Origin of the sequence: Macrococcus capreoli, assembly GCF_025628935.1 — a bacterium.
Lineage (GTDB): Bacteria > Bacillota > Bacilli > Staphylococcales > Staphylococcaceae > Macrococcoides > Macrococcoides capreoli.
Genome location: NZ_JAOTIS010000003.1, coordinates 129,533 through 142,365 on the forward strand (window position 1 = coordinate 129,533; position 12,833 = coordinate 142,365).

General features: G+C 34.1%; 17 protein-coding genes and 1 riboswitch. Of the genes, 2 read left to right on the forward strand and 15 right to left on the reverse strand.

The window, feature by feature from the left end; all coding sequences use genetic code 11:
• The 3 genes from accB to OCL94_RS03550 all read right to left on the reverse strand — a co-directional run bounded on the left by accB (position 1) and on the right by OCL94_RS03550 (position 2,217).
• On the reverse strand, positions 1 to 459 hold the full coding sequence (gene accB, locus OCL94_RS03540; RefSeq protein WP_262994636.1) for an acetyl-CoA carboxylase biotin carboxyl carrier protein: 459 nt from the start codon (positions 457 to 459) through the stop codon (positions 1 to 3).
• Between the two features lie 117 nt (positions 460 to 576).
• Positions 577 to 1,134 (reverse strand): elongation factor P, encoded by a 558-nt coding sequence (gene efp, locus OCL94_RS03545; protein WP_233680328.1) that lies wholly within the window; start codon positions 1,132 to 1,134, stop codon positions 577 to 579.
• A 24-nt stretch (positions 1,135 to 1,158) separates the two neighbouring features.
• Positions 1,159 to 2,217 carry a M24 family metallopeptidase gene (locus tag OCL94_RS03550; RefSeq protein WP_262994772.1) on the reverse strand — a complete coding sequence of 353 codons (1,059 nt, stop codon included), beginning with the start codon at positions 2,215 to 2,217 and terminating at the stop codon, positions 1,159 to 1,161.
• 89 nt (positions 2,218 to 2,306) lie between these two features.
• Between OCL94_RS03550 and OCL94_RS03555 the strand changes: the two genes are divergently transcribed.
• A complete protein-coding gene (locus OCL94_RS03555) occupies positions 2,307 to 2,894 on the forward strand; it encodes a SadB/YajI family lipoprotein (RefSeq protein WP_262994641.1) in 588 nt (195 codons plus the stop codon).
• Positions 2,895 to 2,968: 74 nt separating this feature from the next.
• Here OCL94_RS03555 and OCL94_RS03560 read toward each other — a convergent pair whose 3' ends face one another.
• On the reverse strand, positions 2,969 to 3,811 hold the full coding sequence (locus tag OCL94_RS03560) for a lipoate--protein ligase family protein (protein WP_262994643.1): 843 nt from the start codon (positions 3,809 to 3,811) through the stop codon (positions 2,969 to 2,971).
• A gap of 106 nt (positions 3,812 to 3,917) precedes the next feature.
• Here OCL94_RS03560 and OCL94_RS03565 point away from each other — a divergent pair, with 106 nt between their 5' ends.
• On the forward strand, positions 3,918 to 4,301 hold the full coding sequence (locus OCL94_RS03565) for a rhodanese-like domain-containing protein (protein WP_262994645.1): 384 nt from the start codon (positions 3,918 to 3,920) through the stop codon (positions 4,299 to 4,301).
• A gap of 196 nt (positions 4,302 to 4,497) precedes the next feature.
• Here the strand turns inward: OCL94_RS03565 and gcvPB are convergent, their stop codons facing one another.
• From gcvPB to comGA, 11 genes are all read right to left on the reverse strand, one after another.
• Positions 4,498 to 5,967: an aminomethyl-transferring glycine dehydrogenase subunit GcvPB gene (gene gcvPB, locus OCL94_RS03570; protein WP_262994647.1), complete on the reverse strand. Its 1,470-nt coding sequence runs from the start codon at positions 5,965 to 5,967 to the stop codon at positions 4,498 to 4,500.
• Positions 5,960 to 7,303, reverse strand: a complete 1,344-nt coding sequence (gene gcvPA, locus OCL94_RS03575) for an aminomethyl-transferring glycine dehydrogenase subunit GcvPA (protein WP_262994650.1) — start codon at positions 7,301 to 7,303, stop codon at positions 5,960 to 5,962. The genes gcvPB and gcvPA overlap by 8 nt, the downstream gene beginning before the upstream one ends.
• Before the next feature lie 12 nt (positions 7,304 to 7,315).
• Complete coding sequence (gene gcvT / locus OCL94_RS03580) at positions 7,316 to 8,401, reverse strand: glycine cleavage system aminomethyltransferase GcvT (RefSeq protein WP_262994774.1); 1,086 nt, start codon at positions 8,399 to 8,401, stop codon at positions 7,316 to 7,318.
• A 67-nt stretch (positions 8,402 to 8,468) separates the two neighbouring features.
• Positions 8,469 to 8,552: riboswitch (glycine riboswitch) on the reverse strand.
• On the reverse strand, positions 8,539 to 9,045 hold the full coding sequence (locus OCL94_RS03585) for a shikimate kinase (protein WP_262994652.1): 507 nt from the start codon (positions 9,043 to 9,045) through the stop codon (positions 8,539 to 8,541). It overlaps the preceding riboswitch by 14 nt.
• A 23-nt stretch (positions 9,046 to 9,068) precedes the next feature.
• On the reverse strand, positions 9,069 to 9,311 hold the full coding sequence (locus OCL94_RS03590; RefSeq protein WP_262994654.1) for a hypothetical protein: 243 nt from the start codon (positions 9,309 to 9,311) through the stop codon (positions 9,069 to 9,071).
• Complete coding sequence (comGF, locus tag OCL94_RS13270; RefSeq protein WP_411268468.1) at positions 9,226 to 9,714, reverse strand: competence type IV pilus minor pilin ComGF; 489 nt, start codon at positions 9,712 to 9,714, stop codon at positions 9,226 to 9,228. Before comGF ends, OCL94_RS03590 begins: the two co-directional genes overlap by 86 nt.
• The gene (locus tag OCL94_RS03595; protein WP_262994656.1) at positions 9,620 to 9,865 is read right to left on the reverse strand and encodes a type II secretion system protein; all 246 of its coding nucleotides are present in this window, start codon (positions 9,863 to 9,865) and stop codon (positions 9,620 to 9,622) included. Before OCL94_RS03595 ends, comGF begins: the two co-directional genes overlap by 95 nt.
• Entirely contained in the window at positions 9,852 to 10,322 is a 471-nt protein-coding gene (locus OCL94_RS03600; RefSeq protein ID WP_262994658.1) for a type II secretion system protein, read from the reverse strand. Before OCL94_RS03600 ends, OCL94_RS03595 begins: the two co-directional genes overlap by 14 nt.
• Positions 10,270 to 10,629 carry a competence type IV pilus major pilin ComGC gene (gene comGC, locus OCL94_RS03605; protein WP_411268469.1) on the reverse strand — a complete coding sequence of 120 codons (360 nt, stop codon included), beginning with the start codon at positions 10,627 to 10,629 and terminating at the stop codon, positions 10,270 to 10,272. Before comGC ends, OCL94_RS03600 begins: the two co-directional genes overlap by 53 nt.
• A 14-nt stretch (positions 10,630 to 10,643) precedes the next feature.
• The gene (comGB, locus tag OCL94_RS03610; RefSeq protein ID WP_262994660.1) at positions 10,644 to 11,681 is read right to left on the reverse strand and encodes a competence type IV pilus assembly protein ComGB; all 1,038 of its coding nucleotides are present in this window, start codon (positions 11,679 to 11,681) and stop codon (positions 10,644 to 10,646) included.
• Complete coding sequence (gene comGA / locus OCL94_RS03615; protein ID WP_262994662.1) at positions 11,668 to 12,636, reverse strand: competence type IV pilus ATPase ComGA; 969 nt, start codon at positions 12,634 to 12,636, stop codon at positions 11,668 to 11,670. The genes comGB and comGA overlap by 14 nt, the downstream gene beginning before the upstream one ends.
• Positions 12,637 to 12,833: the final 197 nt, after the last annotated feature.

The following is a 12,833-nucleotide window of genomic DNA, read 5'->3' on the forward strand; positions in this document are numbered from 1 at the left end:
TTATTTCACCTTAAATAAAGGCTGTCCGTATTCAACCATTTGTCCATCTTCAACGAGAATTTCAATAATTTCACCGGAAATTTCAGCTTGAATTTCATTAAATAGTTTCATCGCTTCTAATATACATACCGTGCTGTCCGGCGTAACTTGATCACCAACGACCACATAAGGTGCACTTTCAGGTGATGGAGATTTATAAAATGTACCCACCATTGGTGCATTGATTGTCTTACTTGTTTCATTTACTGTTTCAGCAGCTGATTGTTGCTGTAGTTGAACGGGTTGAGCTACTTGCTGAGGCGCTGCAGGAACTTCGTACACTGCCTGCATCGGTGCATGCACAATTTCTTTTTCTTTTTTTATGACAATTTTATAATCTTCTTGTTCTAAATTTAATTCCGTTAATGTATGCGATGCGTCGATTAAATCAACGAGTTTTTTTATATCTTCAAATTTCATAATAAACCCCTTTTTATACATGATTTTAAGACTAGTTACTAATTTATTTTATCTTAGTGGTCAGACCAATTCAAGTAAAAAATAAAAGACATGCAAAATGTGCATGCCTCATACTTATTATCCGCGTGAAACGTAAGATCCGTCTGTTGTATTAATAATCAATAAGTCACCTTGGTTAACGAATAAAGGCACGTTTAAAGTGTAACCTGTTTCAACCGTTGCTTGTTTCGTTGCACCTTGTGCAGTATCCCCTTTAATACCTGGTTCAGTTTCAGTCACTTCTAATGTAACAGTGTTTGGTAATTCAACACCTAACGTTTCACCTTCATACATTTGAATGTGAACTTCCATGTTTTCTTTTAAGAATTTTAATTCGTATTCAATTGTGCTTTCTGGTAATTCTAATTGTTCATAAGTCTCATTATCCATGAATACGTGTTGATCACCTGAAGCATATAAATATTGCATACGTTTGTTATCGATTTGTGCTTTCCCTACTTTTTCGCCTGCACGGAAAGTTTTCTCTTGAATCGCACCTGTACGTAAATTACGTAATTTAGAACGTACGAATGCAGCACCTTTACCTGGTTTCACGTGTTGGAATTCAATAACTCTCCAAATACCGTTATCTACTTCAATTGTTAATCCTGTCTTAAAATCATTTACTGAAATCATTAAATTTCCTCCTAATTAGCTCTCTTATAAAATAATAAGGTCTTTTGTTGAATGTGTAAAGCGCTTTAGACCATTTTTCGTAACTAATACATCATCTTCAATACGTACGCCGCCTAAACCTTCAACATATATGCCCGGTTCTAAAGTGACACACATATTTTCTTCTAACGTATGCGGCGATTTCATCGAAAGCATTGGTCCTTCATGCACTTCCATTCCAATACCATGCCCCAGTGAATGGCCAAACTGTTCACCGTAGCCATATGATGCAATTACGTCACGCGCAATTTTATCTGCTTCAACGCCTGTCATGCCCATTTTCACTTCATTGAGTGCTTTCATTTGCGCTTCAAGCACGATGTTATATATTTTCACCATTTCTTCGCTCGGTTCACCGACAGCAATTGTACGTGTAATATCTGAAATGTATCCATTGTAAATTGCTCCGTAATCAAAGGTAATCATTTCACCGGACTGGATAACTTTATCACTTGCAACGCCATGCGGCAATGCGCCACGTACACCACTTGCAACAATCGTATCAAATGATGATCCTGTTGCACCTAATTCACGCATTTTCATCTCCATCATATGATTGAGTTGCATTTCAGTCATTCCTGGTTTAGTTATTTCTAAAATATAATCAAACGTTGCATCAGCAATATCTGCTGCTTTCTGAATAATCTCTAATTCATGCGGTTCTTTTATCATACGAATACGTTCAATCTCACCTGCGATGTTCACTAATTCATACTGCTCGCTTGATAAAACTTGATGATCCTGATATGTAATTAAATCGCCTTCGAAACCTACTGTTTTGAAACCAGATGATTCAAGTAACTGTTTCATATCAAGCAGTAACGAATGTTGTTGCTTCACTATGTTGAAATCAGAAGCTTGTTTTGTCGCCTGTTCAATATATCTAAAGTCGGTTAATAACACCTTTTGATTTTTCGCAATCATCAATGCGCCACTCGTTCCAGTAAATCCCGATAAATAACGTCGATTGTACGGAGATAAAATGATAATCGCATCTAACCCTTTATCAAATAATAATTGATTCACTTTCTCAAATTTCATAATTCATTCAACTCTCTCTCTTTTATCATTTTTAAGCTAATAATTATATGTTACCATAGTTGTAGAAAATATTTGAATTGAGGCGTGCTATAATGAAAAAATTAATTTTACTTTTATCGACTGGGATCTTATTAACTGCATGTGGTCCATCAGAAACTGAACAATTAACACAAGAAAAAAGTGATTTAAAAAAGGAAATAAAAAACTTATCAAATCAATTAGATAATGAAAAAACAAAAAATGTTTCAAAAAATAATACTTTAACGAGCCTCGAAGGCGATCTAAAACATACAACTGGTGATAAAATGATTACGAGTGATGAATATACACAGCACTTTAAAAGTTATGTGAGCGATATTGGTATTGCATTTCAAAGTTATGCTGACATTGAAAATAAATTAGTAGATTTTAATAATCAAGAAGTCGGCAGCAAATTAAGTGATGTTAAACAACGCATTAAAGATGCTGTACACACGTATGATGCGCATTTTAAGAAAGCTAGTCCACCTATTGCATTTGAACCGATTCACAAGCAAATTGAATCCGCTAATAAAATGAGTCAGGATGCAATAGAAAAGATTGAGTCAGGCTATGACAAAAAAGATGAAAAGCTCGTTAAAGAAGGACAAGCGTCGATGCAGCAAGCCATCGATCAATTGAAAACTTTAAATACGCAATAAACTAATACACGATAGAAATCAATAAATTATTGCCCCTCTGCACATAGCACATGTACAGAGGGGCAATTAATTCGTTATTTACGATACGTCCAGTCATCACTTTTATATTTCTCAATTAACTTTTCTGTCTCTTCTATTAAAGCTTTGTTCACTTCATATGGAATAAGTTTTATATTTAATCCTTTTTCAAATCCTTTGTAGAAAGCTGCTTCCATCATTTCAATCGTTATTTCTTTATCAGTTAAATCCTGAATACTTACAGCTTTTGAATAAAAAGCTTGTTTCATTTTTTCTTTTAAACGTGGGTTACCATAAATAAATAAATCAAAGAGCGCATCGACATCAATCGACTGTAAAATAGAGCCGTGTTGTAAAATAACGCCTTTTTGTCTCGTTTGTGCACTTCCGGCTATTTTACGTCCTTCTACTACTAGTTCGTACCAGCTTGGTGCATCGAAACAAACTGAACTTCTAGGATCTTTTAGTTTCGCACGTTGTTCTTCTGTTTTTGGAATTGCAAAATATGCATCAAATCCAAGTGCTTTAAATCCTTCTAACAACCCTTCCGAAATGACACGGTAAGCTTCAGTAACTGTTTGCGGCATTGCTGGATGTGATTCCGGTACAATGACACTATATGTTAATTCTTTGTCATGTAATACACCTCGACCACCTGTTGCACGTCGAACTAAACCATATCCTTCTGCCTTTACTTTTTCGATATCAATTTCTTTCTTTAGCTTTTGGAAATAACCAATAGAAAGCGTCGCTGGGTTCCAGCCATAAAATCGAATAACAGGCGGTAACTGCCCTTCAGCAACGAAATTCAGCAATGCTTCATCCATCGCCATATTAAAATAAGGGTCATTTTGTTTCGTATTAATAAATAACCATTCTTCTTGATTTACTTTATCCATATTTAACACTCCATTAATATAAATTCAAAATAAAATAAAATTAACTTTGAAATCATAACATATTATTACTATAATAAATCTATGATTACAAAAGGAGGACTCTAAAATGACAACCTGGATTATATTAGGCATTATATTACTTGCCTTGATTGTCTATATTTTCATCAATTTCTCTATCAATCGTAAAGCTGTTACAGAATTAAGTCAAGATGACTTTAAAAGTGGCTTAAGAAAAGCACAAGTAATTGATTTACGTGAGAAAGCAGATTATGATTACGGACATATCAACGGAGCTAGAAATATTCCAATGACCGTATTTCGTTCTAGAATGTTAGGACTACGTAAAGATCAACCGATTTATTTTGTTGATGCAAATGGCATCTCAAGTTATCGTGCAGCACGTATGTTAAAGAAACATGGTTATTCTGATATGTACATGTTAAAAAACGGTTATAAAGACTGGACATATGATTTAAAAACGAAAAAATAAGAAGATATGAAGACAACCAAAAGGCATCGGATGAATTTATCCGATGCCTTTTAGTTGTCTATATTTAATATAATAAATATATCGATTTGAATAATAAATAAAAATCATTATACTTCTAGTTTTTTAATTATATACCATCAAAAATAAGCAGGACATATTTTTGATGTCCTGCTTAAATTTATTTTAAAATATAGTGTTATTTTTCAATTGATCCTGAGTATTTTAATACAGGTTTACGCGCTGCCATTGTTTCATCTAGACGACCAATAACAGTATCATGAGGTGCTTCTAACACAATATCTGGATTCTCTTCAGCTTCTTTAGCAATTTGAATCATCGTATCGCAGAATGCATCTAACGTTTCTTTTGATTCAGTTTCAGTTGGTTCAATCATCATACATTCCTCTACGTTTAACGGGAAGTAGATTGTAGGTGGATGGAAGTTAAAATCTAACAGACGTTTCGCCATATCTAACGTTCTAACCCCTAATTTCTTCTGTTTAGAACCACTGATTACGAATTCATGTTTACAATGACGATCGTAAGGTAATACGAAATAGTCTTGTAATCTTCTCATCATGTAGTTCGCATTTAATACTGCCACTTCAGACGCTTCTTTTAAGCCGTCTGGCCCCATTGTACGGATATACGTATATGCACGTAAGTAAATACCGAAGTTACCGTAGAATGGTTTAACACGTCCAATTGATTGTGGACGGTCATAATCAAACTTAAAGCCATCTTCTGTTTTAATGATATGTGGTTTAGGTAAGAATGGTACTAAATCAGCTTTCACACCTACTGGGCCAGAACCTGGTCCACCACCACCGTGTGGGCCAGTGAATGTTTTGTGTAAGTTTAAGTGTACAGCGTCAAATCCCATGTCTCCTGGGCGTACTTTACTCATGATTGCGTTTAAGTTCGCACCATCATAGTATAATTTACCGCCGGCTGCATGCACGATTTCACGGATTTCTAAAATATCTTCTTCGAATAAACCTAACGTATTTGGGTTTGTTAACATAATAGCAGCCGTATCTGGTCCTACTACACGTTTTAAGTCTTCGATATCTACTAAACCAAATTCATTTGATTTTACAGTGACAGTTTCAAATCCTGCAACTGTAGCAGATGCCGGGTTTGTACCATGCGCTGAGTCCGGTACGATAACTTTCGTACGGTTGTGATCACCATTAGCTTCGTGGAAAGCACGAATCATCATTAATGCAGTCCACTCACCGTGAGCCCCTGCTGCTGGTTGAAGTGTTACTTCATCCATACCTGTAATTTCTTTTAAATGTTCCTGTAAATCATAAATTACTTCTAATGAACCTTGAATTGTTTTTTCATCTTGTAAAGGATGCGCTGCTGCAAATCCAGCCATGCGCGCTACTTTTTCGTTGATTTTTGGATTGTATTTCATCGTACAAGAACCAAGTGGATAGAACCCAGAATCAACACCATGGTTTTTATTCGATAATTCTGTGTAGTGACGCATTAAGTCTAATTCTGCAACTTCTGGTAACATCGCGCGTTCTTTACGAATAAATTTACTATCTAAAATATCTTCAACTTTTTTGTTTTCAACTTCTAATTCAGGTAATGAATAACTGAATCGATTTTCTTTTGAACGTTCAAAAATTAATGGAGAGCTTCCTTTAAGCATTGAACACACCTACTTTCGCTATAAATGTATCAATTTCCTCTTTCGTACGTAACTCAGTCACAGCAATTAACATATGATTTTCAAATTTGCTATCTACTTGACCTAAATCATATCCACCAATAAAGCCATCTTCTAATAATTTTTCATTGATTTCAGCGATAGGTGCGTTAAATTTAACGACAAATTCATTGAAGGTTGTTCCTGCTAATACAGTGAAACCTTCAGCAATCATTTTCTCTTTCATATAGTTTGCTTTTTGCAAGTTTTGGTTTGCCATTTCATAAGCACCGTTTTTACCTAAAGCGCTCATTGCTACAGATGCTGCTAATGCATTTAATGCTTGGTTAGAACAGATATTTGATGTCGCTTTATCACGACGAATATGTTGTTCACGGGCTTGTAACGTTAATACGAATCCGCGATTTCCTTCACTGTCTTGTGTTTGACCGACTAAACGACCTGGCATTTTACGCATTAATTTACTTGTTGCTGCAAAATATCCACAGTGTGGTCCACCTAATTGTGCAGGGATACCGAATACTTGCGCGTCACCCACAACTAAGTCTGCACCAAATTCACCTGGAGGTGTAAGTAAAGCTAAGCTCATTGGGTTACTTGATACTACGAATAATGCTTTTGTACCTTCAGTGTATGATTTAATTGTTTCTAAATCTTCAATGCTTCCGAAGAAGTTAGGATATTGCACCATTACACATGCTGTATCTTCATCAATCGCCGCTTTTAAAGCATCTAAATCAGTCACAGTATCTTTCAAGTCAATTTCAACAACTTCTAAATGTTGACCAGTCGCATATGTTTGTAACACTGCACGAGATTGATCGTTTACCGCTTTAGAAACGATAATTTTTTTCTTTTTCGTATGTCCACAAGCCAACATAGCCGCTTCAGCAAATGAAGTACCACCATCATACATTGACGAGTTGGCACAATCCATACCAGTTAATTCAGCAATCATCGTCTGGAATTCAAAAATTGCTTGTAATTCACCTTGAGAAATTTCTGGTTGGTATGGTGTGTATGCCGTGTAAAATTCACTACGTGAAATAACGTGGTCTACAACAGTTGGAATATAGTGATCATAAACACCAGCACCTAAAAATGATGCATGTGTATCACTTGTAATATTTTTGCTCGCTAAAGCAGATAATTCCTTTAATAATGGCGTTTCAGCTTTACGTTGTTTAATGTTTAAATCACCTTTAAAACGCACACTTTCAGGAATGTCCTGGAATAATTCGTCGATTGACTGGATACCTATCGTATCCATCATTTCTTTCTTGTCAGTTTCAGTTAATGGAATATAACGATGACTCATGTTTACAACTCCTTAGTTTTTATGGAATGGTGTTTTTACTACTTTCGCAGGCACTAATTTTTTACGCACTTGTACAAACACTTCATTATCTAATTCTGTTTCTTTAATATCAATTAACGCTAATGCGATTGAACGACCAGTAGATGGCGATTGTGTTCCACTTGTTACATAACCAATCTTGTTGCCATCTTTATCTTGTACTTCGTAATCTGTACGTGCAATACCACGCTCTAACATTTCTAAACCAGTTGATTTACGTGTTAATCCTTCTTCTTTTTGTTTCGCTAACACAGAACGTCCGATAAATTCACCTTTATCTAATTTCACACTGAAGCCCATTTTCGCTTCGTAAGGCGTAATGTCAGTCGATAAGTCTTGCCCGTGTAATGGTAATGCCGCTTCTAAACGTAACGTATCACGTGCACCTAATCCACAAGGAACGATACCTAAAGATAATAAACCTTCCCAAATCGCAACAGTATCTTCTGCTGCACAATAAATTTCAAAACCATGCTCACCTGTATAACCAGATTGACTAAAGATAACGTTTTTACCGAAGATTTCAACGTTTTGAATGAATTCAAACATTTTTAATGATGCAATATCTTCTTTCACTTGATCTTTTAATATTTCTAATGCTTTTGGACCTTGCACAGCAATTTGTCCGTATGAGCTAGATACATTAGTAACTGTTACGCCTTCAGTAACATGTTGTTGTAACCATTCGAAATCAATGTCAGTGTTTCCAGCATTGACTACTAATAAATATTTGTTTTCATCAAGTTTGTATGCAACTAAATCATCTATGACGCCACCATTTTCGTTACAAATCATTGTATATTGAGCTTTTCTATCTGTCGTTTTCGTAATATCATTTGTTAATACATTTTGAAGATATGCAACTGCATTCTCACCTTCAACAATGATTTCACCCATGTGACTTACGTCGAACATCCCAACGTTCTCACGCACCGCAATATGTTCTTCTTTAATGCTTGAAAATTGAACAGGTAATGCCCAACCAGAAAAGTCAATTACTTTTGCACCATCTTCAATATATTTGTCATACAATGGTGTTTTCTTTAATTCAGTCATGATTATCCTCCTAGTAATAAATTTAAAAAACAGCATAGCTTATGCTATCCTGTTGATTTCTTCAGGGTTACGTCCGAAAATTATCCTTTTGCCTGAGAGTTTATATAGCTTGCCCCTTCGGCGATGATTGTTCATTCTCTCTAATTTTCATCATCCGCAATTATTTGATTGTGAATTTTTTGCACACAAGAATCCACGTCAGAATCATTACCGACCTTGATGTATGCGATTTCATTATAACGTGAAATTCTGTTGTTGTACAATTTTTTTATTTCATCTAAAGATTTTTGATTTGCATTCGGTCGATTGGAATCACCAACAATTCTATTATACACTGTGTTAATGTTCGTATCTACCCATATATTCAATTTATTTTTTTTTATTATTCCTAAATTGTTCGGGTTTTCAACAATTCCTCCACCTGTTGCCAGCACGATATCCTGATCAATAAATTTCACAAGCAATTCGCTCTCTATCGCCCTAAAATATGATTCTCCTTTTTGCTTAAAAATATCTGGAATCGCTAGTCCTACATGTTTCACAATTGCACTATCCAAATCTACAAAAGGCTTATTGTAAACCTTCGCAAGTTGTTGGCCGATCGTCGACTTGCCTACACCCATAAAACCAATTAATACGACTGCCATATGCATCCCCCTAACAGAAGAAGCTATTTCTTATTAGAAATAGCTTCTTTCATCTCTTTAACATAATAGTTTTCAAGATTTTCTAATGTATTTAATTTTAACATGAATCGCGTACTGTAGTAACTTAAAAACATTGCTGTAATAAGGAGTAGCAAAAGCATGGTTGGAAATACAAAACCATCAGATAATTTTGAACGTGACAAGTCTTTTCCTGTATCGTTCAATGGAGAGGTAGACACTGCTCTTTTCTTCTCTAAATGTTGCATAATTGACTCCCTCCAGCATAATAACATATCCTGTTCCATTTAATTTACGGACAATTCTATTGTTATGATATAAATATTGAATAACATCTTTTCCTTTGTAAATCCATAACTGTTGTTGTTTTATTTCAATATAATCCGCATGTTCCAGTTCCTCATATATGTCTCTTAAAAACATCGCATGATTAACATCGAAATGGTCAACGCTTTTCCCACTTAATTGAAAAAGGTGGATATAAATCAGAGGTAATAATGATAAAATCATCACTAATATGGATAAATTGATCATCATTTCGATTAAAGTAAACCCATTACTTTGCTGAAATACAGTAGATTTGATCTTTTTTGTAACAGATCTTATCCCCTTCAATATAACCCCCTCTTTCGTTGATGACGATTTCAACATAAGCGAGCCGATATGCTTCTAAAGACTGTTTTTTCTTTTCATATGTGTCGTTCATTTTATAATATATCGGTAATAACATTAATGTGATAATCATAACAACTGAAAATGATAATAAACTATCAATTAACACAAAGCCTTTATACTTTCTCAATACGCATTCTTCCTCTATGAATTTGTACAATAATTTGATACATCGTTTTATTCAATTGATATTTTATCGTACCACCTGATTTTACACCGTTACTTTTAAAGATAATATCCGTATTGGACATTCCATTGCCTTCATAGATTTTGCCGTTCTTCATAATATATTGTGCTTTAATCCCAAGTGGTTCTGATCGAATATACACTGTATCTTTCCCTGGCGGAAACGTAACAACGATGACTTCACCTGTTTCATAAGATTTTGTTTGATAGTAATTCAATAATGACATGAGTTCATCATTGATTTCTTCATCTGTTAGTTTCGCGTTATCCATCTGTGTTACCAGAACAATCATCATAATAATTGTGACAATAAATAGAACGAGCAAGGATTCTAAATAACTAAATCCGTTAAGCCTTTTGTGCCACTGCTTCACCATTTTGAATTTGAATTGGGTCTCCATTTTTACATTTCACCTGATTTTCTTTTAAAAATTCAGGAACTAATGCCTCAATATTTGATGGTGTGTTACCATGCTGTAATTTATAAGCTTCTATTTGTCCTTGAACCATCTTTACTTGTGCTGTACAGCCCGTATTTTGAACATTATCTGATTGTTTAGCGATGTTCGGGATAATGACAATAATTAATACTGAAATCACTAAAAGTACGAGTAACATTTCTATTAAAGTAAATCCGTCCTTTTTCTTAAATTGTTCAACAAATACATTTTTACAGCTACTCAACTTGCCTTTAATTGTTTGTAACATTTCCAAGTCCTCCTTTATTTTATGCCTTCCATCATTTGAAGCATGGGTAATATGATGACTAAATACATTGCGACAATAAGCAAACCTAAAATGACAAAAATTACGGGTTGTATACTTTTAATGAGTTTAAATATTTTCATTTCAAACTTTTTGAATATATATTGACTATAATAATCAAGTTCACGATCAAGCTTTGAATTCTTTTCTCCATGCTGCATGAAATGTATCATAGACTTCTCAAATAGATTCATTTTTGCAACCGCATCCGGCAGAGCTTCACCTTGCATTAAACTTTTATTGATTGACTTAGCAATATAGTTTAACGTCAAATCATCATTTTGCTCCTCTAATATCAATATGACATTTTTCATCATGACACCGTTACTTAAGAAAAATGACAAATCCGAACTCAATCTATAAGTAATATAGAGACGATGTAGCTGGTTTAAAATTGGGATTTTCTTTATTACTGATAGTTGCGTTTTTATGTTTGTACGTTTAAATACAAAGAGATAATATAAAATAATACAGACGGTGATTACTATTAAATACATAATCAGTTGGGGAAGAGCGTATAATATCGATGTAAGTATGACAATTTCCCTACTTAATTCAACCCCCATCGTGCTATACATCGTTTTAAACTGAGGCAATACAGTGTGATTTACCGTTATGATTAATGCGATGAATATTATAATAAGTACACATGGATATTGAATCGTTTTAATAAATTGTTGTCTCAATTTTTTTTGAGAAATATTGTAATCATAACAATGCCTTAACGTTTCGTTTATATTACCGAAAGATTCACTAAAATGAATCTGCATGACAATATGATTACTGTATTGCAATTGCTTTAAGCAAGATGATAATGATGCCCCATTTTGTAACATGTGTAGTATTTGAGTCTTAACTTTATCCTTCACTTCATCATATTGAGAAAATAAAAACTTTATGGCTTCATACTGCGTAAATCCATTGTCAGTCATTTCACTTAATCTAAGTAAAAAATCGTCTGCATAGCCTTTTAATAAATTTCTATTCCAAAGCATAGCGTTCAAACTCCATTTGTGTAATTAGCCCTTCTGCTTTCAATGTACTAAGTTGTGAAGTTATCGGTTCATATAATTGTAATGACTGCTGATTTAAATAATGGCTGACATCTTTTCTGGTCAATGTTTCAAATACGCGCTTACGTTCAAGTTTCGTATTCACTAATCTTTGATTTATTATGATTTCCGCACATTGTTCTAATTCAACTTGTGTAACACCCATCTCTAATAATCTGTGCAATGCACCAAGACATGTATTGGCATGTATCGTAGATAACACTAAATGTCCGCTTAAACTTGCGTTTACTACATTTTTTGCAGTTTCCGCATCGCGTATTTCACCTATCATAATGATATCTGGATCACATCTTAATATCGCTTTTAATGAATTTTGATATGTTATATTCGCTTTCTCATTTACATTGATTTGTACGATCCCCTCAATTTGTTGTTCTACCGGATCTTCAATTGCAATGATTTGTTTATTAAGTTTTGACACAGCATATTGCAGCAATTGATACAATAAAGTACTTTTCCCACTGCCAGTTGGTCCACTGATTAATATCAATCCACTCCCTTTATGCATTAATTGCAATAAACTTTGTTCGACTGTCGCTGTCTGATTGAACATAGCAGGAATAATTCTCAGTACACAGGCTTCATTACCTACAGATTGTGGTAAAGTTGAGGCTCTCACGTTGTATATTTCTGAATTTTTTTTATAACTGAGCATGCCACTTTGTGCTTTGTTTTTTTCTGATACATCTAAGTGCGTTTCAAACTTTAAATAAGAGAGTAATTTTTCAAATTGTGATACGGCAATGGTATCGTATGGGTGCATCTCCCCATAAATACGCATTTTAATTATCACAAGATCTGATCCTGGCATGAAGTGAATATCTGAAGCGCTACGTTCAATTGCATCATCTAATATTGTGTATAATATTTTCTCCATAAATCCCTCCTCAATATCTATATCGGAAAAATTAATCAATCTATTTTATTTTTTATTTTTTTGTAACAATTAATTTTTTTACTTAAAAATCATCCGAAACTATCCAATCATTTACAAAATAATTTTTACGAAATTAGAGGTTTACTTATGAATTGCTTATCTTTATAATAATAAGTGATATGAAGAGTTTGAATATA